This window comes from Bradyrhizobium sp. 197 (assembly GCF_023073375.1).
GTDB lineage: Bacteria > Pseudomonadota > Alphaproteobacteria > Rhizobiales > Xanthobacteraceae > Bradyrhizobium.
The window spans coordinates 114,443-134,757 of the sequence record NZ_JADPJJ010000007.1 but is presented as its reverse complement, the minus strand read 5'-3'; the positions used below and the strand labels follow the sequence as shown (position 1 = coordinate 134,757).

Here is a 20,315-nt window from a genome sequence, read left to right as displayed (position 1 = left end):
GCCCTTTTTTGTTCCTGGCAGGTCGTTTATATTCGAGCTGGGTCTGGATGAACGCATGAAGGATGGCTTAAACGAGGGCCTGGTTGGCGACACCGCGAAGCTGATGATGCATCGGCTGATCGTGCGGAGACTTCGTCGCGACCCATCTCTCGTGGAAAAGGCCAAGGCAGCTCACGCGCGTCAGGCCGACCAATTCTACGATTGGCCATTCGTACGCGAATGGCAGGAACTGCTTGCTCTTCCGACCGGGGAACTTGCGTCAAGACTGACCAGTCGCGATCGCGAGATGGTGCGGCTGCGCAACTCGTCCCCGTTCTATCTCGTCGAAGGTGTTCATTTCGGCGACTATGACGCAAGAATTCGATTGAGGAGAGCGGCGAGACGTGTGGCCGAACGAGCCCTAGGCACTCGCGCTCTTTCCTCCAGAGGGCCGTGATGTCCGAGGGCAGCCCGCGGCGTACCTTGGATGATCTGCTTAGGGTCGTAAGGGCTCTAGCCTACGAATTCGAAACCGACACCGTGTTTGTGGTGGGTAGCCAGGCGATTCTGGCTTCTATGCCGGATGCCCCCGAGGCCGCGAGAGAATCGCCGGAAATCGACGCATTTCCCGCAAATGCGAGAATCTGGGAATTGACGGAAGCCAAGCGAACGCGTGACGGAGTGCAGCCGATAGCGTCCGAACATATTGACGGCCTCTTCGGGTCGGAAAGCCCCTTTCATCGCACCTATGGCTTCTACATCGATGGTGTCGACGAGACGACGGCCAAGCTCCCGAGAGGCTGGCAGAGCCGAGCGCTTAGAGTACAAACCGAGGTCGCGGGACGGACGGTGACCGGCGTAGTGCCTGCGCCGGAAGACCTCGTCGTGTCCAAAGTCGCCAGATTGGATGAGAGGGACAAACGGTTCGTCAGCGCGATCCATGGCGCGCGGCCTTTGGACCTGGAGCTGATTGAGCAAAGGATCCGTAAAACGGACCTTGATCCCGCTGTAGCGGAGCGAGCGATCGCCTACATCAGAAGCCTGAAATCTCGAGGCTAGTCTTTTCCGCGGTCGCGCTTTGTTTCACTTTACCTTGATTTGAATCGTGAGTTTCCAGCACCTCGCAATGCAGCTATGACTACGGCCTGATCGCCATTCGAGCGTGCCCATGCATTCCGTTGCCCTGCTGACTGCCAGCTACGCCAAGGATATCGAGCGCTTTTCGCTGCTCAGCGAGAGCATCGACACCTGGTTGACGGGCTACACGCGGCATTATGTTCTCGTTAACGATGAGGATGTGCCGCTGTTCGCGCGGTTCGCTTCCGACAAGCGGGTCATCGTTCCGGCTTCGCATTACTTGCCGAAATGGCTCTGGGCGCTGCCGCCGGCTCTCCAGTTCATCAGCAAACGGCGCGTCTGGCTGTCGCTGCTGTCGTCACCCGTCCATGGCTGGCACATCCAGCAGATCCTGAAGATCGCCGGTGTCCTCAACGCGCCGGAGCAGCGCGTCTGCATCCTGGATTCGGATAATCTGTTCTTCCGCGAATTCGACGTCGGTCAGTACGCCGGCGCCGAGAAGACGCCGCTGTTCGTTACCCCGAAGGCCATCAGCGCCGATGCGCCCCTGCACGGCCTGTGGCTGCGCACGGTCGACCAACTCCTCGGCGTGAAGGACAGGTCCTTCCCCGCGGACGATTATGTCGGCAACGCGCTGGTCTGGGACAAGGACACCGCGCGCGCGATGACCGACGCGATCAAGTCGGCAACGGGATTGAACTGGGTTCTGGCACTGTGCCGGAAGAAGAAGTTCTCGGAATATCTCATGTACGGCCATTTCGTCGCGAACTCGCCCGCGCATCTGGCCGCCCATCGGGTCACCGAAGACAGCATCGCGGTCTCGCATTGGGACGACACGCGCCTCGACCGCCCGGCCATCGAAGCGATGATGCGCGCCGCTTCGCCCGAGCAGGTCGCGCTCTGCATCCAGTCCTATTCGTCGACCTCGATCGACGACATCCGCGATGTGTTCCGGCTGAACTCGCGCGACCGTCGCGGTCCGAGCCTGTCGCCCGATCACATGGGCGATGCGGTTGAATTTGAAGTACCGACCAAGACGCGCTGAAGAACAGCGCGCTTAAGCGTCTCTCGTAAATTTGCTGATCACGCCCATGAATGGCTTCGGCTTGAACTCGCCGTCGAGCGGCAGGGGACGGTTCGGCTGCTTGTCGGCACGGGCGAAGGTGCCGTTGATCCAGCTATAGCGATCCGAGAGTCCCCAGGTCAGGATCGAGCGTACCGGACCGCTGGTCGAGATCGCGGTCAGGAGGTCATTGACGCGCTTGGCGACGACGGCGTCGCGCTCTGCCGGCGTTCCCGTCAGCTTCTGGTCGTCGACATCGAGTTCGGTGACGAGCACCTCAAGGCCCCAGGAGCGCAGCTCGGTGACGAATTCTGCGAGCCCATGGGTGTCGATATCGAGCTCGGCGTGCAGATGCGATTGCAGCCCCACGGCGTGCAACGGCACGCCTTGGTCGAGCAGGTCCATGATGAGATTGCGGTACGCCGCGCGCTTCGCAATGAACGAATCCTTCGCGGACTCGATGTCGTATTCGTTGATCGCGAGCTTGACGAAAGGATCTGCAGCGGCCGCCGTGCGGAACGCCAGCGGAATCCAGCCGTTGCCCAGGTGCTGGGTCCAGAACGTGTCGCGCCGATCTTTTGGACTGCGGGGATTGTCCGGGATCGGCTCGTTGACGACGTCCCACGACGTCAGCTTGTCTTTATAATAGGAGACGACGGTGCCGATGTGATCGACATAGGCGCGCTCGACGCCTTTGGAATCCTTGATCTGCTTGGTCCAGTCCGGAATGTCGTAATACCAGGCGAGCGCGTGGCCGCGCATCGTCAGATCGTTCTGCCGGGCGAAGTCCAGGATCGCGTCGGCGCGCTCGAACGCGAAGGTGTGCGCGTCCGGGCGCAGCATCGGCCACTTCAGCTCGAGCACCGGAACCACCTGCGTGCAATAGGTGCTGATGGCTTCTCCGAGCCTCGGATCGGCTTGCAGGTCCCAGAGCGTGGCCGCGGCGCCAAATCCCGGACGACGCTCGGCGAGTTTCGACGCCGGTGCTGCGGACGCCGATGTGCCCGCGGCGAGTGCTGCGGCGCTGCCGAGGAGAAATTCGCGTCTGTCGAGCCTGGTCACGGCATTCCTTATCGAGCCCACGCGCCATCGTACCAAGCGGTGCCTTGCAACGCCGGGGTTTTCCCTCGTTGGGTTAACTTTGCCATCTACGAAGCATGGTTCCTTTTGAGGTCGCGCGCTCCCGTTCCGGGAAGGGCAAATTTAACGCTACCGCGCGAAAGCGGCCTCAAAGCCTCATTTGCCGCCCGATCTCCAGACTTATGTGACACTCTTGAGAGATGCTGCGGCGCAGTTCGTTCGCCCCGCCAAGGTCCGATTGATTAACGGCCGTCACATTCTCAACATCGTTGCCGGTCCCGTGCTCGCATGCTGAATCGCCATTTCTCGATTTATCTGGTCGCCTACATCCTGCCTGCGGCCGTGGGCTTCTTCGCCGTCACGGCCTACACACGACTGCTGACGCCGGCGGAGTACGGCGTCTATGTCGTCGGCATCAGCCTTGCCGGCATTCTGGGCGCGATCTTCTTTGCCTGGATCAAGCTCTCGGTGTCGCGCTATCAGGCGATGTCGGCCGAGATCGATTTCCGCGGCACGGCGATGGTTGCTTTCGGGCTCACCGTGGCCGTCCTCTGCGCCACGACGCCGCTGGTCTTCCTGTTTCGCAGCGATCTCAGCGTCGGGCTGCTGCTTGCCAGCATGTTCGTCGCGATCATGGCGAATGCCGTCGATGTCGGCCAGGAGTTCGAGCGCGCCAAATTGCGTCCCTACAGGTTTGCGGCGATCTCGATCGTGCGCAGCGTGTCGAGCGTCGGCTTTGGCCTGCTCGGCGTCTGGCTCGGCTGGGGTGGATTGGGGCTGCTCGCCGCATTCGGCCTGGGTTCGCTCACCGGGATCATCCTCAACCTCGTCGGCGACCGCAGCAGGATCGCGCGGTTCCAGCGCAGCCAGTTCATGCAGCTTGCGCGCTACGGCTTGCCGTTGACGCTGGCCGGATTGTCCGTTGCGGTCTATTCGGCCTGCGACCGGCTCATTGTCGCTTATTTGCTCGGCAAGGACGCCGCAGGCATCTTTGGCGTCGCCGCTGATCTGCCGCGCCAGTTCATGGTCATGATTGCCTCCAGCGTCGCCGCGGCGACCGTGCCACTGGTGTTCCGGTCATTGTCGGAGAAAAACAACGAGACGACACGGGACCGGCTGAGCGAGAGCCTCGAGCTGCTGCTCGTCGTGGTCGCGCCCGTCGCCGTCTGGCTCGCGCTTGCAGCCGATCAGGTCGCCGGCACGCTCGTCGGCGTCGACTTTCGCGCCGGCGTGTCGGCGCTGCTGCCGACCCTGGTGCTCGCGCGCTTTTTCGGCATCGCCAATCAATTCTACGTGCAGATCAGCTTCCAGCTCGCCGAACGGCCGTTCATGCTGGCCGCGCAGTCTTTCCTCACGCTGGTCGTCAGCGTGGCGTTGATGTTCGCGCTTGTGGCCGGCTACGGCCTCTACGGCGCGGCGCTGGCGACGCTCGCGACCGAGGCGATCGGCCTCCTTGTTGCCGTCGTCCTGATGCATCGCGCCCACCCGCTCCCGTTCGATCTCCACCGCCTCGCCGGTGTTGCCGCCTCCGCTGCGGCGATGGCGGTTGCTATTCTCGTTGCACGATCGCAGGTCGATGGCTCCGGCTTCGTCCCGCTCGTCGTCGTGAGCCTCGCCGGCGGCCTCGCTTATGCGGCTGGCGCCTGGTTGCTGAATGTCGCAAATGTCCGGACGCTGTCGCTGCGCTTCCTGCGAACCTTCAACCGTAAGGCGCTGGGCGTTTAGCATGCGTCCGTCGGGGGCCTCGGCGCCCGACGCCAGGCCTTGGCGGCAGCTGCGTCACCGAACCCCGGACATTCTGCCGCCGAGTTAGACCGCTAGCTTCGGGCCAGCCACGGCTGCACGCCGCCCTTCCGCCTGCGCGAGCCGTCCTATATGAGAGATTTTGTCGCCGGAACGTGCCGAATCTCGCCACAGACGGAACGTAAGGCGGCTGCTATTTCTTAATGTAAAGATAGCAATCTGACACGTGACGGCACAACGGACTGGCATTTCGACCGAGGATGGCATGAAAAACCGACTGACAACGACGCAATCCACCATGACGATGCGGCGTTGGGGGCCTCCCGGAATTGCGACCTTGGCGGCGATTGTCGCATTGGCGGCGGCGTCCCCGGCCATCGCGGCCAAGCAGGCGCGCCAGCCGGCCGAGGCGGTGGCGCAGCGCGCGGCCGGCGAGCCGATCATGGCAATCGTGTCGATCAAGAGCCAGCAGGTCACCTTCTACGACGCCGACGGCTGGATTTTTCGCGCGCCGGTGTCCACGGGCACCACGGGTCGCGAGACGCCCGCCGGCGTGTTCGCCATCGTCGAGAAGGACAAGGACCACCATTCGACGATGTATGACGATGCCTGGATGCCGAACATGCAGCGCATCACCTGGAACGGCATCGCGCTGCATGGCGGGCCGTTGCCCGGCTATGCCGCTTCGCACGGCTGCGTGCGCATGCCCTTTGGCTTCGCGGAAGGCCTGTTCGAAAAGACGAACATCGGGATGCGGGTGATCATCTCGCCGAACGACGCCGCCCCGGTCGATTTCTCCCACCCCTCGCTGTTCGTACCGAAGCGGGAGGCCATTACGGCCGCGCCCGGCCGGATCGACAAGCTCTCCGGCGAGGCCGAGGAGGCCACCCGCGCCGCGGATGATGCCAAGAAAGCCGCCTCGGCCGCCGCGAAAGACGCCGTCTCGCTCCCGGCATCGCTGCGCAAGCTGGAACAGCAGAAGACTCGCGCCGACGCCGAACTCGCCTTCGCCGACAAGAAGCTCGCGACTGCCAAGACCGATCAGGCGCGGGCGCAGGCCGAGGAGCTGAAGCAGAAGGTTGCCACCAAGGCTGCTGACGCCGCGTCGGCGCTTGATGCTGCCAAGGCCGCCGCGCAGCCGAAGCGCGACGCCGTCGCCGCCACCAAGGAAGCCGCGAAGGTCGCGGCGACGAAGAAGGCGGATGCCGTGAAGGCTGCGACCGACGCAAAACTCGCGCTCGAGCCGGTCTCTGTCTACATCAGCCGTGCGACGCAGAAACTCTACGTGCGGCGGAACACGCACAAGCCGGCGCCGGATGGCGGCGGCGAGGTGTTCGACACCAGCATCGAGGTTCCCGTCACCATCCGCAATCCCGACCAGCCGCTCGGCACACATATTTTCACGGCGATGGCGAAGAACGACACGGGCCTGCGCTGGAGCGTGGTCACGATCGAAAGCGGCGACGACGCCAAGGACGCGCTCGACCGCATCACCATCCCGCAGGAGGTGTGGGATCGCATCGCGCCGACGGCATTGCCGCGCTCGTCGATCGTCATCTCGGACGAGCCGCTGAGCGCCGAGACCAACTACCGAACCGAGTTCGTTGCCGTGCTGAGCAACCATCCGCAGGGCGGCTTCATCACGCGCAAGCCGACTGCGGCGCCGCCGATGGAAATGGCAAGCGACGACGGCTGGGACAATGGCGGCAACGGTTTTGGTTTCTTTTTCCAGCAGCCGGCCCCGCAACCGGTCAATCCGCGCCGCCAGCGCGGCGGGCAGTATCAGTATTATCAGCCCGCACAGCCGATGCAGCGGAGTTTTTGGTAAGGCGCGCCAGACCGAAGCCCGCCGCTACCGGCGCGCTTCGATCACGATAGCCTGGATCTTGCCCTCGACCGCTCCGGACCCATGGCGTGTCCGGATCGCCTCGGCAACGATGCCGGTTGCAGCCTGAAGCTTGCTGGCATCCCTTGCCTCGATCTCGCTCCGCAGCGGCGTGCCCTGGCAGAGGGCGATTGCGACGTACTCGGGCGACGGCGCGCGGCTTATCTCGGATCGCGTTTCGATCGCTATGTCATGGAAGCCTGCGCGTTCGAGGTCGGTTCTGATCACGGCCTTGTCGTAATAGCCGTGCGGCGTCCGGACCATGAAACGGGGCGGGTCATCGGGAAACAGCTTTTCGAGCGCGACCGTTGCCTCATGCGTCAGCACATTGTCCTCGATGCGGTCCCAGACGTTGAACACGAACGTGCCATCGCCCTTCAGGACGCGCTTCACTTCGCCGTAAGCCTTGATGCGGTCCGGAAAGAACATGGCGCCGAACTGGCAGCAGACCACGTCGAAGGCGGCGTCGTCGAAGGGCAAGGCCGACCCGTCCGCCTGGCGCCATGAGATGCGATCGTCATCTGCCTGACGTTGCGCCGCGACCGCGAGCATCGGCTCGTTGAGGTCGGTCGCGACATAACGGACGCCGCGCGGCAACGCCGCCGCCACGGCGCGCGTCACTGCGCCCGTGCCTGCCGCGATCTCGAGCAGCACGGAGGGAGAGCGGGCCGCGACACGTCTTGCGATGTCCTCCGCGTAGACGGCGAAGATCATCGGTACCAGATATTCGTCGTAGAGTTTTGGGATCGAGCCGGCGAAAACCTTGTCAGTGTTGGACATGCTTGCCTCGCTGAAGGTTCGGACACGAGGCTCATGTTACCATGGATTGCCGTCTACCGCGCCAGCAGCGAGGTGGACCCGCTCGGTGACCTGCCCTACGATTTCGTCCCGCCGACCTCGCGGATCGGCCGCGTGCCGTCCCAGTTCATCGCCGCCTGCCTGACACGCTCGAAGAACGGCCCCTTGGTGCCGCTGATGTCGGAGATCTCGATCACGGTGCCCGGGTGGGCCTGGGTGTCGAAATAGGCAAAGCGCCCCTTGTCGCCGCCGATCTGGCCCTCATGGCCGATCCTGTAGCCGAGCCCGAGCGCCCTGTCGTAGAGCGCCTGGTAGTCGTGACTCCAGTAGGACATGTGCTGGAGGCCTTCGTGGCCGGAATCGAGAAACTCCCTGTAGAGCGAGGGCGCGTCGTTGCGCTGCTGGATCAACTCGATCTGGAGATCGCCGGAATTGGCCAGCGCAATGCTCATCTCGACAGCGGAATTTTCGCCGCGATGCCGGAACCAGTCGGTCTTGACGCGGTCCATGTAGTACCAGGGACCGACGCCCATCACGTCGATCCAGTGCTTCATCGCGGCGTGGATGTCCCGCACCACATATCCGTTCTGGCGCACCGCGCCGAAGATGCGGCTCATGCCCGCGCTCCCCTTGTCAGTCCAATCACGTCAGCACTATCGCACATGACAGCGGGACGCTGTCGGGCGAGTTCGGCCTGCATGGTTCGAGACGCCCGCTTTGCGGGCTCCTCACCATGAGGGTCTGATACCTTGCCGCGAAACGGGACCTCATCCTGAGGGCCCGCCGCAGGCGGGCGTCTCGAAGGATGGCCGCACGCAAGCTTTCCGCTACGTTCCTTGCTCACTTGACCTCGATGCCCGCATCCTTGGCAACCTGCTTCCAGGCCGCGATATCGCGGGCGTTGATGTCGCGCTGCTCGTCGCCGGGCACGAATTGCGGCGTGATACCGAGGCCGAGAAGCTTCTGCTTCACCTCGGCATCGCCGAGTGCGTCCTTCAACGCCGCGGACAATTTTTGTGCGATCGGCGGAGCAAGGCCCGCTGGGGCATACATCGCCCAGGACAGGCTGCGGTCGAACGGCACGCCCTGCTCCTTGTAGCTCAAGACATCCGGCAGGCTCGGCGAGCGCTCGCCGCAGGCGGCCAGCGCCTTGATCGAGCCGTCCTTCACCAACGGCGTCGCGGTCGCCATGTCGAGCGTCGCCAGCGAAATGTGGCCGCCGAGCAAATCGCCGGCCAGTTTAGCGATGCCGTTGAACGGCACGTGATCCATCTTGATTCCGGTCTGCTGCATCAGGATTTCCGCGCAGAATTGTCCGGTCGAGCCCACGCCCCAGCTTCCATACTGGATCGGTTCGCCCTTCTTGGCGAGCGCGATCAGGCCCTTGATGTCGTTGGCGGCAAAGTCCTTGGTCGCCACCAGCATGATCGAGGACGTCCCGATGCGTCCGATCGTCGTGAAATCCTTGATCGAATCGTAGGGCAGTTTTGGATAGATCGCCGGCGCCAGCACGTGCGTGGTCATGCCGCCGACAGTGATTGTGTAGCCGTCATTCGCCGACGCCACGACCATCTGCGTGCCGAGCGTGCCGGCAGCTCCGGTGTGGTTCTCGATATAGACGCTCTGTCCAAGCGTCTTGCCCATCTTGTCGCCGAGCAGCCGCCCGATCACGTCGCCGCCGCCACCGGCCGCATAAGGCAGCAGCATCCTGATCTTGTGCGTGGGATAGGCGGCTGGATCCTCGGCGCGCGCAGGCAGCGCCGCCGAGAGCAATGCGAGCAATGAGAGCGTGATCGTGCGCAGCTTCATGGTGTTTCCCCTAATCCTCGAACCGAAACCGGAATGCCTCGCCATGCCGTATCACGCGCCCGGCGGTCGGCGCCGGAAAATGGCCGGTGAGCAGATAGCTCGGCGTATCCGCGAGCTCTTCGAGCAACGCGAGCCGCGTTGCGATCGCCGCGGCCGGATCGACATCGGCGGCGTTCGACAGCCACGGCGCAGCACACTGGATCGGATGATGGATGACATCGCCCGACATCACCGCGTGATCGTGGCCGCCATTGAGATGGATCTGCATGTTGCCGGCGGTGTGGCCCGGCGCCGGCGCGAAGCGCAAGGCGGCATCGCGATCGCTAAACAGGCGATGATCGGTCTCGACGAGCTCGGCAAGGCCGGCCGCGACTACCGGCAGCACCGAATCCTCGAACGAGCCGTGGTTCACCGGGTTGTTCGGCGCGGCATTGTGCGCGGCTTCGAAATGCCGGTACTCGTCTCGGCCCATCAGATAGCGCGCGTTGGGGAAGGTCGGCACCCAGCGGCCGTCGAGGAGGCGCGTGTTCCAGCCGACGTGGTCGACATGCAAATGCGTGCACATCACGAAGTCGACTTGTTCGGGCTTGACGCCGAGCGCCTGCATGTTTTCGAGATAGGGCTGGTTGAGGTTGTTCCACGCCAGGACGCGCGGCCGCTGCTTGTGATTGCCGCAGCAGGTGTCGACGATGGCGGTCCAGCGCGGCGTGCGCACGAGATACGAATGGTGGCTGAGGATGAAGCGGCCGGTCTCCGGCTCGATATAGCGACGATCGAGCCAGCTCCGGTTCGCCGCGATCACCTCGTCGGTGACGTTGGCGAACAGCCAGGTCTTGTCGAACGCGAGCGCGGGGATCTCGCTGACGAGATCGACCCGCATGCTGCCGATCCTGACCTGCCGCATTTGCTCAGTTCTTCAGGAGATCGCCGAACGGCACCCAGCGCGTGCCGTCGAAACGGATCAGCTGGAGACTCGTCATCGGCGTGTAATGCTCGGGCGAATTGTTGACCGCGGTGCCGTTGATCAGCATCGGCAGGCGCACGTCCTTCATGGTCGTTGCCTGTTTCATCACATTGGCGCGGGTGAGGTCGTTGCCGGCACTTTTCAGCACGGTGACCAGCGTCTGCGCGATGGTGTAGCCATAGACGTTGAGCCAGTCGCTCTTGTTGGCCTCGGGCAGGTATTTGTCCATGAAGGCGAGCCATTCCTTGTAGCCGGCATCGTCCTTTGACGCCGGGTCGGTCGCGTCCTTCAGATATTGGCTGGAGATGACGCCGGTGGAATTGTCCTTGCCCGCCGGCGCCAGCACGCCGCTGATCGAGGCCGAGACGTTGGAGATGATGGTGACAGGCTTCCAGCCGATTTCGCCGATCTTGCGGATCGCCTGCGCGGCAAATTTCGGCGTTGCCGCCACCAGCACCACATCGGCGCCGGCGGTCTTCAGTTGCAGGATCTGGGTGTCCACCGTCGGCGCCGAGGTCTCGTAGGCCGCGCGCGCCACGATCGCCTCGCCACTGCCGAGGCCTTCCTCCAGCGCCCTCAGATAATCTTTGCCGAGATCGTCGTTCTGATAGAGCACGCCGATCTTCGCGCTGGAATGGCTGGCCTTGATGTATCTGGCGTAAGCGATCGCCTCGTCGCGATAGGTCGGCTGCCAGCCGACGGTCCACGGAAAGTTCTTCGGATCGTCCCACTTGGCGGCGCCGGACCCTAGGAAGAGCTGGGGCACCTTGCGGTCGTTGAGATATCTGTGCACGGCGCTGTTGGTCGGTGTGCCGACGCCGCCGAAGATCAGCAGCACTTCCTCGCTCTCGACCAGCCGCCGCGTCTGCTCCACCGTCTTCGGCGGGCTGTAGGCATCATCCGCGATGATCATCTGGATGCGGCGTCCGTTGACGCCACCGTCGTCGTTCACCTTGCGGAAATACGCCTCCGCCGATTTCGCGATCTGCGCGAAGGCCGACACTGGGCCGCTCAGCGGCGCGGTGGTGCCGATCTTGATGGTCTTGTCGTCGGCGCCGGGATCGTATTTGCTTTGGGCCTGAGCGGTGCTTGTTGCGAGCATCGGCAACAGGATGCAGGCCGCGCGAAGGCGGGCGAAGCGCGCCATGACGTCGTCTCCCCAAATTTGCTCTCCGCTTCTCAAGGCGCGGAGTTGAAACGAACGATCGTTCGTACGGTTGACTAGCGAACGATCGTTCGTTAGTCAAGCACCATGGCTGTCCACACCACCAGCGCGGCAGAAGCGGCTGCGCCCACCACCCGCGAGCGCATCCTCGCCGAAGCGCTCGATCTGTTTGCGCACAGCGGATATGGCGGCGCCTCGATGCGCGAGCTCGCGCGTCGCGTCGGCATCCGCGAGAGCAGTCTCTACAACCATTTCGCCGGCAAGGCCGCGATCCTGGAGGCGATCGTCAGCGAGCACGGTCCCGCCAGCTCGGCGAGCAGGCTGGAGGAGCCGCGCTACAAGCAGCTCGCGCGTCAGCCCGCCGCGTTTTGCCGGCAGTTTGCATTGGACCTCGTCGAGCAATGGTCCGATCCGCGCGAGCACCAGTTCCAGAAGGTCATCACCGCCGAGCGCAACCGCGTGCCCGGCATCCGCGCCAAATTCGCCGATCATTTTTACGCGCGCGAGCAGAGCATGATGACGGATTATTTTCGCGGCTTTGCGCTCGCCGGCCTGGTCTCGACGCCGGATCCGCGTGAGACCGCGCGGCTGTTCGCGGCCGGGCTCATCTACATCCGTCTCGAACATTACGTGATGGGCGCGGCACCGTCGCCGCGGCCGAAGGTGATCGAGGCGATCGACCGCTATCTCGCCTTCTTCCTGTCGCTGATCGCGGCGGATGGCGGGACAAACGACAACAAGAAACGAAAAGCCAAGGGAGAGAATCGTGGCAAGGCTGCCCCTGATTGATCCGGAGACGACCAGCGGCGACATCCGCGCTTCGTTCGACCGCATGCCGGTCAAGCTGAATATTTTCCGCATGATGGCCCACGCCGAGGCCAACATGATCCCGGCGATGCGGCTCGGCAATTCGATCTTGCACAAGCAGAAGCTCAGCGCTGTCAACCGCGAGCTCCTGATCCTGCAGGCCGCGCAGCTCGAAGGCGGCGCCTATGAATGGCGCCAGCACGTGCCGATCGCGCTTGGCGTCGGCTGCACGCAAGCACAGATCGATGCGGTCGAACGCGCCGACTACGATGCCGCCGGCTTAAGCGATGCCCAGCGCGCGCTGCTGAAGCTCGGCCGCGAGGTAGTCGAGAACGTCCGCGTTCCCGAAGCCACGTTCGCTGCCGCGCGAAAACACTTCAGCGACCAGGAGATCGTCGAATCCATCGTCGCCCTCGGCTTCTACATGATGATGGCGCGTCTCACCGAGGCGACCGAGACCGATCTCGATCCTGCCGCCGGCATGAAAGTCTACGACGGCGGCAAGAAGCCGGGCGCCTGAGATGACGGATACCGATAGCAAGCCGGACCGTTACGTCCGCCCGCCAAGCGCCGAGTCATTGGGCGAAGCGCCGGGCAGGGGACGTCTCAAAGGGCGCCGCATCCTGATCGTCGGCGGTGGACAACGCGTGTTCGACGCCGCCACCGATCCGATCGGCAATGGCCGCGCCATGAGCATTCTTTGCGCCCGCGAAGGCGCGAAGGTTGCGGTCGCCGACCTCAACCACACCTCGGCCGAGCAGACGGTGAAGCGCATCACGGACGAAGGCCGCGAAGCTTTTGCGATCGCGGCCGACGTCACGTCCGAAGCCGACGTCGTGCGCATGATCGACGAGGCGCATCGCGCCATGGGCGGCCTCGACGGCATGGTGCTCAATATCGGCACCTTCGGCAAGGTCGGCCTCGATGCCGTCAGCCCCGAGGAGTGGAACAGGATCTACGACGTCAACGTGCGCGGCCCGATGCTGTGCTGCCGCGCCGCGATGCCGAAGTTCGACGATGGCGGTGCCGTCGTGTTCATCTCCTCGATCGCCGCACTGAAGGCCGGCTCGCAGATGGCGGTGTATGATTCATCGAAAGCCGCGCTCGGCGGCTTGATGCGCAACATCGCCCATCTCGGATCGCGCCGCGGCATCCGCGCCAATCTTGTCTATCCCGGCCTCATCGACACGCCGAATGGCCGCGAGGCCGGCGCCGGCCGACCCAACCGCGGCAAGGGCCACGTCCCCTTCGGCCGCCAGGCGACAGCCTGGGAAGTCGCCTACGCCGTGCTGTTCTTCCTCTCGGACGAGAGCGTCTACGTCACCGCGCAAACGCTCGCGGTGGATAGTGGTTTGAGCGGAATGTAAGACGCAAGCGCAATCCTGCACCGCGGAATTGGACGCACCCGCCGAAGCAGAGGCCTCTCTTCATTGCGGCGAGGCCGCAATCGTCCGGGTTTGCAATGCGTTCATCTGCTCAAGTGCTTTCAGGAGAGCCTCGCACGCCTTCTCGGCTTCAGCGAAGGTATTGAAGGGTGAGCCGCCAAGTTTGATTGCGGACTTGTTCACCTGGACGGGTCGCCATGAGGCAACCAGGCCCGGCTTTCCGTGAAGGCCAGGACCGGTGCGGTTTTCGTTACTGATCACAAACGAAAATCCGCCGCTGCATGCCATCCAGATTTCAAGCTCATTCACCGGAGTATCGATGCGAGCAAAGTGCAGGGCCATATGACTCTCCAGAGTTTGCTCCGCGGAATTGGCCACGGGCGCAAGTCGTCAGTGCTCACCTGTGCGAATCCCGGGCGGCCGCAATGCCCGAGGTCTCTGATCCCTCGGCTCTCCATGCCGTTAAGTCGCCCGGGAGCAGAATGGGATCGGTCTCAACTTGCTTGTTGCGGTTAACCCCTAAGCCAATGAGCCCGCCCAATACCAACGCGGAGCCTGCAATCATCAACCAGTGCGGCAAGTCCAACACGGGCATTGCAATTCTCCCACTGAAAGGAGCGCGTTACGCAATTGCCTAGCCGAAGCGCGAACGGATAACCCAATGTATGGATTATTACGGTACTCCGAACTTCGTGCAAGGCACCAAAAAGGGGTGTACTTCTGACCTAAATTCCACCGGACAAGGGCAAGAGGAGGCGGCCCCTCAGTTGGCCGACGCCGGTTTCCATCCGTACCGCCATCCCGAGATTCAGATTGCGCGCGATAGCCATTCCCTCTAATGATTTGTACAATTGACCAAATAAAATGGTCGCGCGCCGAAGGGCGCGGTTTGGGTGGAAGCGCAGCATGCCGCAGGCGGATGGGTTTGGTTTGGCGGGCGTGATCGGCATGCCGGTCGCGCATTCGCGCTCGCCCGTCATTCACAATTACTGGCTGAAGGCCCACGGCATCCGCGGCGCCTATGTCCCGCTCGCGGTGGGACCGGAGCGGCTGGAGGATGCGCTCCGCGGACTTGTCGCGCTCGGCTTCCGCGGATGCAACGTCACCATGCCGCACAAGCAGACGGCGATGCCGCTGCTCGACCGCGTCAACGAGACCGCGAGGCGCATCGGTGGCGTCAACACCATCGTCGTCGAAGAAGACGGCACGCTCTCCGGCTTCAACACTGACGGCAACGGTTTTGTCCAGAGCCTGCGCGATGCCAGGCCCGACTGGCGCGGCGACGCCGGGCCGATCCTCTTGTTGGGCGCCGGCGGCGCATCGCGTGCCGTGGTCGTGGCGCTGCTCGAAAACGGCGCGCGCGAGATACGCATCGCCAACCGCACGGCGGAGAAGGCGCAGGCCCTTGCAAACGACTTCGGTTCCGCCATCCGCACGGTTGCCTGGGACGATCGCGGCGCGGCGCTCGGCGATGTCGCCCTCCTCGTCAACTGCACCGATCGTGGCATGGTCGGCAAGAGTGCGCTTGAGATCGACCTGTCGCGCTTGAGGCCCGAAACGCTCACCGCCGATCTCATCTACACGCCGCTGGAGACGCCGTTCCTGGCCGACGCCCGTGCGCGCGGCTGCATGACCGTGAACGGGCTCGGCCTCCTGCTCAACCAGGCCCGGCACGCCTTCAAGGCCTGGTTCGGCGTGATGCCCGACGTGACGCCCGCGCTGATCAAGGCGATCGAAGCGACGTTCTGACACGCACAATGGGGAGTTCTGCGCCATGACACTGCCGGCGTCCCCCAGGATCGATTGCCACGTCCACGCCATCGATCCCGCTCGCTTTCCCTATTCGGGCGACACGCCATACCGTCCGAGCGGGCAGGAGATCGCGCCCGCGTCACAGCTCATCCGCGTGTTCGACGCCTTCGACGTCAGGCATGCGCTGATCGTCGCCACCAACACCGGTTACGGCAACGACAGCCGCATCCTGCTCGACACCTTGGTTCAGGGCGGCGGCCGCTTCAAGGGTGTCGCCGTGGTTGAGAACGACGTCGGTATCAGCGAGCTCGAACGCTTGAAGGCGGCCGGCGTGATCGGCGTCGCCTTCAACGTGCCGTTCCACGGCGCCGATTATTATCGCGACACCGCGCCGCTGCTGGAGAAGCTGACCAGCCTCGGCCTGTTCCTCCAGATCCAGGTCGAGCAGGACCAGCTGCTCGACCTTCTGCCGCTGATCGAAAAATCACATGTGCGCCTGGTGTTCGACCATTGCGGTCGTCCCTCGGTCGCGCAGGGCGTGAGGGGCAAAGCATTCCAGGCGCTGCTGGCGATCGGCCGCGAGCGCGACGCGCATGTCAAGCTGTCCGGCTATTACAAGTTCTCGCAGCAGCCACATCCTTATGAGGACACCTGGCCGTTCATCGCCGCACTGGTCGAAGCCTTCACGATCGATCGCTGCGTCTGGGGCTCGGACTATCCGTTCCTGCGCGCAGCCGAACGGCTCGACTACGGGCCGCTGCTCGCGGTGCTGACAAAACTGTTTCCGGATCCGGGCGACCAGCACCGCCTGCTCTGGCGCACGCCGGCAAGGCTGCTCGGCTTCGACGGCGCGGTAGATCAAGCATAACAAGACAACAAAGGGGAGGAGACATCATGAGACACCTTGCAGGGACGGTCGTCGTTGCGATCGCGGCAGCGCTAGGCGCAAGTGGAGCGCAGGCGCAGAGCACGGTCTACATCCCCGATGTCATCGAGCTCTCCGGCCCCGGCGCGGTGTCGGGCACCAACTGGCGCGACGGGGTCGCACTCGCCGTTGACGAGATCAACACTGCCGGCGGCATCCTGGGCCGAAAGATCCAGACCGAGCATCTGGATACCCAGAGCAACCCCGGCGTCTCGCGTGCGCAGGTGCAGAAGGTCTTGGACAGGGATCCCTATGTCGTGCTCGGGCCGATCTATTCCGGCTCGGTCAAGGTCAACATGGCGCTGACGCAACAAGCCGAGATCCCGCAGATCGTCGGCGCCGAGGCGGCCGACATCACCACGCAAGGAAACCCCTGGGTGTTCCGCACCGCCTTCGGCCAGCAATTCTCGATGCCGAAGATCGCCAACTATCTGCATGACAAGCTCAAGGTGAAGACAGTTGCGCTGGTCTGGGTCAACAATGATTTCGGCAAGGGCGGCCACGACAATTTCGCCAAGGAGATGAAGGCGCGCAACATCGAGATCGCGGCCGACATCTCCACCGAGCAGGGCCAGGTCGATTTCGGCTCCGATGTGATCAAGCTCAAGGGCGCCAAGGCCGACGCCGTTTTCGTCTACACCAACGAGGAGGAGAGCGCCCGCTTCCTGATCGAGGCGAAGCGGCAGGGTCTTTCGACCCCGCTGTTCGGCGAGACCACGCTGCTCAGCCAGAAGGTGGTCGAGCTCGCCGGTCCCGCCGCCAACGGCGTGCGCGGCCATGTCGGCCTTTCCGCCGATGCACCGGTGCAGGCGATCGAGGATTTCACCAGGAAGTTCAGCGAGCGCTACAAATACCGGCCCGACCATAACGGCATCAAGGGCTACACCGCCGTCTATCTCGTCAAATACGTGACCGAGAAAGTCGGAAAGTTCGACAGCAAGGCGTTTGGCGCCGCGATGAAGGGCCTGACGCTGGCGCCGGAGAAGGCGCCTGGCATGCTGATGGAGGCAAGCTGGGACCAGAACGGCGACATCGACCGCGCCAGTTTTCTCGCCGAGATCGTCGACGGCAAGCAGAAGATCGTCGAGACGCTGCCGAAGCTGAAGAGTGGCAAGGGCGAGTGAGCAGCCCTCCCGCTGCAATGACGCAAGCCTCGGGCAATCACGCGGTGGGATCAAACTGCCGGGCATTTTTTGCAGCATTGCACGACGCGGCAACGTCTGCCCGCCAGCTCTGGAGAAGAAAGTCGAGGCAAATCAACTGATCCTTCGCTGGCACAAAAATTGCTGAATATTTCCGCGCAATGAACACAGGAATGACGACGTGACCAGCGTCAGCTACACCGTCCCGCCGAACTGGACCGCAGGCTCCGACAAATCAGGGGCAAGCAAGAGCAAGAATCCGAACGATCCGAACATGCTGACGACGGGAGCCTATGGCAGCGCGTTCGAGCTGATGCTCGACAGCAAAGCCAATGCCGACGGCACCAGCACGGAGACGCTGACCTACAAGAGCTATTCCGGCAAGACCAACGGCACCTTCTCCGCCACGGCCGAGAGCGGTACGGGAGCCGATCTCGGCAGTGCCTATCGGTCGCTGCTTGCCACGCTTCAGGCCAATGGTGAGATGGACGACAAGACCTCCGCGCAGCTCAACGACGCTATGGGCCAGCTCGACACCAAGTCAGCAGGCGGCGCCAAGGATGCCGCCATCTCCGGCGGCGGCATGCTGGTGCAAGCCGGCGGCCCCGTGTATTTCAACGGCATCTCGGCCTATCAGAACCAGTTCGTGGATTCGCTCGTCAACGAGCTGAGCAGCACGCTCGACGCGAAGGTGTGAGACGATTAATGATGTGCGGGTGATCCCCGTCGGACGCCCATACAAATGAAAACCACGCTGCTGAAATCCGAAGACTACGCCCGTTCGTCCTGGAAGAACGGCGGCGGCATCTTTACCGATATCGCGGATGCGCATCGCCCAGGCAGCGCGGTGAAGGATTGGGACAGCCTGCTGTGGCGCTTCGCGTCCACGCCGATCGTGGCGCCCGGGCCGTTCTCCCATATGTCCGGCATCGACCGCTTGCAGATGGTGATCGGCGGGCGCGGGCTGGTGCTCAAAGCCCCGGTGCGGGAGTTCGACGAGCGCGAGCCGTTCACGACCGTGCGCTTCACCGGCGAGATGGAGATCGTCACCGAGCTCGAGGCCGGCCCGGTCGAGGTCGTCAATCTGATGGCGCGGCGCGGTGCGGCGGAGATCGAGCTGTTGGCACTCCGGGAGCCCGGTGAGCGGCAACTGCCCGCCGGCACGCATCTCGTCCATGCGGTGTCCGGCGATTGCAGCATTCGTCTCGACGGCGTGGGTTTTGCGATTTCGCACGAAAACACGTTGAAGGTCGAACTGACCGGGGCATCGACGCTCGTGCTCGTTTCGGGGCTGGCCGTGCTGGGGTCTATCCGGATCGTCGGTTGAACGGCGATCCTGCCCACCGAGCGATGCGCACAATCCGTGCATCTGGCCAGGTTGACGCCGCAGCGTCGGAGCACGATATCTGGCCTGATGCAGACCGCCGCTGAAGGGCAGGATATGACCGCGCCAGACAAAAACTCCGCCACGCTGTCCGACGGCGTCGTCGACTGGCTGACCAACGGCACGCGCGACCAGCGCTTCATCGACAACATCTTTGCCGAGATGTGCATCCGGCTCCAGCAGGCCGGCATTCCGCTGGCGCGGTCGACGCTTCACGTGCTGATCCAGCACCCGCAATGGCTCGGGGCCCGCTTCATGTGGTCCGACGGCATGCGCGAGGCGGAGATTGCGCGGGTCGACTATGACGTCCGCGAGCGGTCCGAATACATCGGCAGTCCCGCCAACGAAATGTTCGACGGCGCAACCGAGGTGCGCGAGAATCTCGAACGCGACCCCTCGCTCGGCCGCAAGCACGCCCTCTACGACGAGATGCGCGCGAAAGGCCTGACCGAATACGTGGCCTGGCCGCTCTATCACACGCTCGGCAAGCGCCATCTCGTCACCTTCGCGACCGACCGGCCCGGCGGCTTCGACGCCGCGCATATCGCCGCCCTCAAGAACATATTGCCGGTGCTGTCGCTGGTCAGCGAAATCCGTATCAAAAACCGCCTGGCGCGGACGCTGCTCGAGACCTATGTCGGCTCCCACGCCGGCGAGCTCATCCTGGCCGGCGCTACCAGGCGCGGCACCGGCACGACGGTACGCGCCGCGATCATGATCTGCGATCTGCGCGAGTTCACGAAAATCTCCGACAACTGGCCGCGCGACGACGTCATCGATCTGCTCAACGACTATTTCGACGCGATGTCCGAGCCGATCGCGCGGCACGGCGGCGAGATCCTGAAATTCATCGGCGACGGCCTGCTCGCCATCTTCCCGCTCAGCGAGCCCAACGCCTGCGCAAACCTGCTGCATGCCGTGACCGAAGCCCGTCGCGCCATGGTCGTCCTGAACGAACGCAACAACGGCACCGGCCGCGCACCGCTGAACTACGGCATCGGCGTCCATGTCGGCGACGTCATGTACGGCAATATCGGATCGAGCACCCGGCTCGACTTCACCGTGATCGGCCCCGCCGTCAACATGGCCTCGCGGCTCGAAGCTTTGACCAAGCAATTGGGAAAGACGGTGCTGCTGTCGCGCGACTTCGCCGATCTGGTCGATCGCCAGTTCGATCTGGAGCGCTTGGGCGAGCACGGGGTGCGCGGCTTCAGTGAGCCGATCGAGCTGTTTGCGTATCACGGCTGAGGCGGGATGCCCGCGGCCACGCAGGTGTCCCCAATCGCGGGAAGCCATATGCGACGATCACTGTTTTCATCCGGCACCACCGCGCCAATCATGCGGCAAGATTTGCTGG

General features: G+C 63.6%; 20 protein-coding genes. 13 read left to right on the top strand and 7 right to left on the bottom strand.

The genetic code is table 11. The features are described 5' to 3' along the window. Nucleotides 1-435: 435 nt before the first annotated feature. Nucleotides 436-1,038, top strand: coding sequence for a DUF6036 family nucleotidyltransferase (locus IVB27_RS02485; RefSeq protein ID WP_247441127.1), 603 nt, complete (start codon nt 436-438; stop codon nt 1,036-1,038). 109 nt (nt 1,039-1,147) lie between these two features. Further along, nucleotides 1,148-2,101, top strand: coding sequence for a DUF6492 family protein (locus tag IVB27_RS02480; protein WP_247348927.1), 954 nt, complete (start codon nt 1,148-1,150; stop codon nt 2,099-2,101). Nucleotides 2,102-2,113: 12 nt separating this feature from the next. Here the strand turns inward: IVB27_RS02480 and IVB27_RS02475 are convergent, their stop codons facing one another. After that, nucleotides 2,114-3,181: an endo-1,4-beta-xylanase gene (locus tag IVB27_RS02475; RefSeq protein ID WP_247441126.1), complete on the bottom strand. Its 1,068-nt coding sequence runs from the start codon at nt 3,179-3,181 to the stop codon at nt 2,114-2,116. Nucleotides 3,182-3,487: 306 nt separating this feature from the next. Here IVB27_RS02475 and IVB27_RS02470 point away from each other — a divergent pair, with 306 nt between their 5' ends. Continuing rightward, nucleotides 3,488-4,924, top strand: a complete 1,437-nt coding sequence (locus tag IVB27_RS02470; protein WP_247348925.1) for a lipopolysaccharide biosynthesis protein — start codon at nt 3,488-3,490, stop codon at nt 4,922-4,924. 283 nt (nt 4,925-5,207) lie between these two features. Next, nucleotides 5,208-6,770 (top strand): L,D-transpeptidase, encoded by a 1,563-nt coding sequence (locus tag IVB27_RS02465; RefSeq protein WP_247348924.1) that lies wholly within the window; start codon nt 5,208-5,210, stop codon nt 6,768-6,770. A 24-nt stretch (nt 6,771-6,794) separates the two neighbouring features. Here the strand turns inward: IVB27_RS02465 and IVB27_RS02460 are convergent, their stop codons facing one another. From IVB27_RS02460 to IVB27_RS02440, 5 genes are all read right to left on the bottom strand, one after another. Further along, nucleotides 6,795-7,607, bottom strand: coding sequence for a class I SAM-dependent methyltransferase (locus IVB27_RS02460; RefSeq protein WP_247348922.1), 813 nt, complete (start codon nt 7,605-7,607; stop codon nt 6,795-6,797). 95 nt (nt 7,608-7,702) lie between these two features. After that, nucleotides 7,703-8,242, bottom strand: coding sequence for a VOC family protein (locus IVB27_RS02455; protein WP_247348921.1), 540 nt, complete (start codon nt 8,240-8,242; stop codon nt 7,703-7,705). A 223-nt stretch (nt 8,243-8,465) separates the two neighbouring features. Continuing rightward, complete coding sequence (locus IVB27_RS02450) at nt 8,466-9,434, bottom strand: Bug family tripartite tricarboxylate transporter substrate binding protein (RefSeq protein WP_247348920.1); 969 nt, start codon at nt 9,432-9,434, stop codon at nt 8,466-8,468. Between the two features lie 10 nt (nt 9,435-9,444). Beyond that, the gene (locus IVB27_RS02445; RefSeq protein ID WP_247441124.1) at nt 9,445-10,338 is read right to left on the bottom strand and encodes an MBL fold metallo-hydrolase; all 894 of its coding nucleotides are present in this window, start codon (nt 10,336-10,338) and stop codon (nt 9,445-9,447) included. Nucleotides 10,339-10,342: 4 nt separating this feature from the next. Continuing rightward, on the bottom strand, nt 10,343-11,545 hold the full coding sequence (locus IVB27_RS02440; RefSeq protein ID WP_247348918.1) for an ABC transporter substrate-binding protein: 1,203 nt from the start codon (nt 11,543-11,545) through the stop codon (nt 10,343-10,345). 105 nt (nt 11,546-11,650) lie between these two features. On the opposite strand from IVB27_RS02440, the gene IVB27_RS02435 reads away from it, so the two are divergent. From IVB27_RS02435 to IVB27_RS02425, 3 genes are read left to right on the top strand one after another with little or no spacing between them, the layout of a single operon-like run. After that, nucleotides 11,651-12,352 carry a TetR/AcrR family transcriptional regulator gene (locus IVB27_RS02435; RefSeq protein WP_247348917.1) on the top strand — a complete coding sequence of 234 codons (702 nt, stop codon included), beginning with the start codon at nt 11,651-11,653 and terminating at the stop codon, nt 12,350-12,352. Beyond that, on the top strand, nt 12,330-12,890 hold the full coding sequence (locus tag IVB27_RS02430) for a carboxymuconolactone decarboxylase family protein (RefSeq protein ID WP_247348916.1): 561 nt from the start codon (nt 12,330-12,332) through the stop codon (nt 12,888-12,890). The genes IVB27_RS02435 and IVB27_RS02430 overlap by 23 nt, the downstream gene beginning before the upstream one ends. A 1-nt stretch (nt 12,891) precedes the next feature. Next, the gene (locus IVB27_RS02425) at nt 12,892-13,737 is read left to right on the top strand and encodes an SDR family NAD(P)-dependent oxidoreductase (protein WP_247348915.1); all 846 of its coding nucleotides are present in this window, start codon (nt 12,892-12,894) and stop codon (nt 13,735-13,737) included. A gap of 60 nt (nt 13,738-13,797) precedes the next feature. Here IVB27_RS02425 and IVB27_RS02420 read toward each other — a convergent pair whose 3' ends face one another. Continuing rightward, nucleotides 13,798-14,097: a hypothetical protein gene (locus tag IVB27_RS02420; RefSeq protein WP_247348914.1), complete on the bottom strand. Its 300-nt coding sequence runs from the start codon at nt 14,095-14,097 to the stop codon at nt 13,798-13,800. A 564-nt stretch (nt 14,098-14,661) separates the two neighbouring features. Between IVB27_RS02420 and IVB27_RS02415 the strand changes: the two genes are divergently transcribed. The 6 genes from IVB27_RS02415 to IVB27_RS02390 all read left to right on the top strand — a co-directional run bounded on the left by IVB27_RS02415 (nt 14,662) and on the right by IVB27_RS02390 (nt 20,206). After that, nucleotides 14,662-15,504, top strand: a complete 843-nt coding sequence (locus tag IVB27_RS02415) for a shikimate dehydrogenase (protein ID WP_247441123.1) — start codon at nt 14,662-14,664, stop codon at nt 15,502-15,504. Between the two features lie 25 nt (nt 15,505-15,529). Beyond that, on the top strand, nt 15,530-16,375 hold the full coding sequence (locus IVB27_RS02410) for an amidohydrolase family protein (RefSeq protein WP_247441121.1): 846 nt from the start codon (nt 15,530-15,532) through the stop codon (nt 16,373-16,375). Between the two features lie 26 nt (nt 16,376-16,401). After that, a complete protein-coding gene (locus IVB27_RS02405; protein ID WP_247441120.1) occupies nt 16,402-17,556 on the top strand; it encodes an ABC transporter substrate-binding protein in 1,155 nt (384 codons plus the stop codon). Between the two features lie 199 nt (nt 17,557-17,755). Continuing rightward, nucleotides 17,756-18,271, top strand: coding sequence for a hypothetical protein (locus IVB27_RS02400; RefSeq protein ID WP_247441118.1), 516 nt, complete (start codon nt 17,756-17,758; stop codon nt 18,269-18,271). A gap of 45 nt (nt 18,272-18,316) precedes the next feature. Further along, nucleotides 18,317-18,901: a HutD/Ves family protein gene (locus IVB27_RS02395; protein WP_247441115.1), complete on the top strand. Its 585-nt coding sequence runs from the start codon at nt 18,317-18,319 to the stop codon at nt 18,899-18,901. A 114-nt stretch (nt 18,902-19,015) separates the two neighbouring features. Then, a complete protein-coding gene (locus IVB27_RS02390; protein WP_247441113.1) occupies nt 19,016-20,206 on the top strand; it encodes an adenylate/guanylate cyclase domain-containing protein in 1,191 nt (396 codons plus the stop codon). Nucleotides 20,207-20,315 lie beyond the last annotated feature (109 nt).

Coding starts and splice junctions, on each gene's coding strand:
- IVB27_RS02445 (WP_247441124.1), bottom strand. CDS start 10,338: ATGCGGCAGGTCAGGATCGGCAGCATGCGGGTCGATCTCGTCAGCGAG.
- IVB27_RS02465 (WP_247348924.1), top strand. CDS start 5,208: ATGAAAAACCGACTGACAACGACGCAATCCACCATGACGATGCGGCGT.
- IVB27_RS02425 (WP_247348915.1), top strand. CDS start 12,892: ATGACGGATACCGATAGCAAGCCGGACCGTTACGTCCGCCCGCCAAGC.
- IVB27_RS02390 (WP_247441113.1), top strand. CDS start 19,016: ATGACCGCGCCAGACAAAAACTCCGCCACGCTGTCCGACGGCGTCGTC.
- IVB27_RS02485 (WP_247441127.1), top strand. CDS start 436: ATGTCCGAGGGCAGCCCGCGGCGTACCTTGGATGATCTGCTTAGGGTC.
- IVB27_RS02435 (WP_247348917.1), top strand. CDS start 11,651: ATGGCTGTCCACACCACCAGCGCGGCAGAAGCGGCTGCGCCCACCACC.
- IVB27_RS02395 (WP_247441115.1), top strand. CDS start 18,317: ATGAAAACCACGCTGCTGAAATCCGAAGACTACGCCCGTTCGTCCTGG.
- IVB27_RS02470 (WP_247348925.1), top strand. CDS start 3,488: ATGCTGAATCGCCATTTCTCGATTTATCTGGTCGCCTACATCCTGCCT.
- IVB27_RS02460 (WP_247348922.1), bottom strand. CDS start 7,607: ATGTCCAACACTGACAAGGTTTTCGCCGGCTCGATCCCAAAACTCTAC.
- IVB27_RS02420 (WP_247348914.1), bottom strand. CDS start 14,097: ATGGCCCTGCACTTTGCTCGCATCGATACTCCGGTGAATGAGCTTGAA.
- IVB27_RS02480 (WP_247348927.1), top strand. CDS start 1,148: ATGCATTCCGTTGCCCTGCTGACTGCCAGCTACGCCAAGGATATCGAG.
- IVB27_RS02405 (WP_247441120.1), top strand. CDS start 16,402: ATGAGACACCTTGCAGGGACGGTCGTCGTTGCGATCGCGGCAGCGCTA.
- IVB27_RS02415 (WP_247441123.1), top strand. CDS start 14,662: ATGCCGCAGGCGGATGGGTTTGGTTTGGCGGGCGTGATCGGCATGCCG.
- IVB27_RS02440 (WP_247348918.1), bottom strand. CDS start 11,545: ATGGCGCGCTTCGCCCGCCTTCGCGCGGCCTGCATCCTGTTGCCGATG.
- IVB27_RS02455 (WP_247348921.1), bottom strand. CDS start 8,242: ATGAGCCGCATCTTCGGCGCGGTGCGCCAGAACGGATATGTGGTGCGG.
- IVB27_RS02450 (WP_247348920.1), bottom strand. CDS start 9,434: ATGAAGCTGCGCACGATCACGCTCTCATTGCTCGCATTGCTCTCGGCG.
- IVB27_RS02410 (WP_247441121.1), top strand. CDS start 15,530: ATGACACTGCCGGCGTCCCCCAGGATCGATTGCCACGTCCACGCCATC.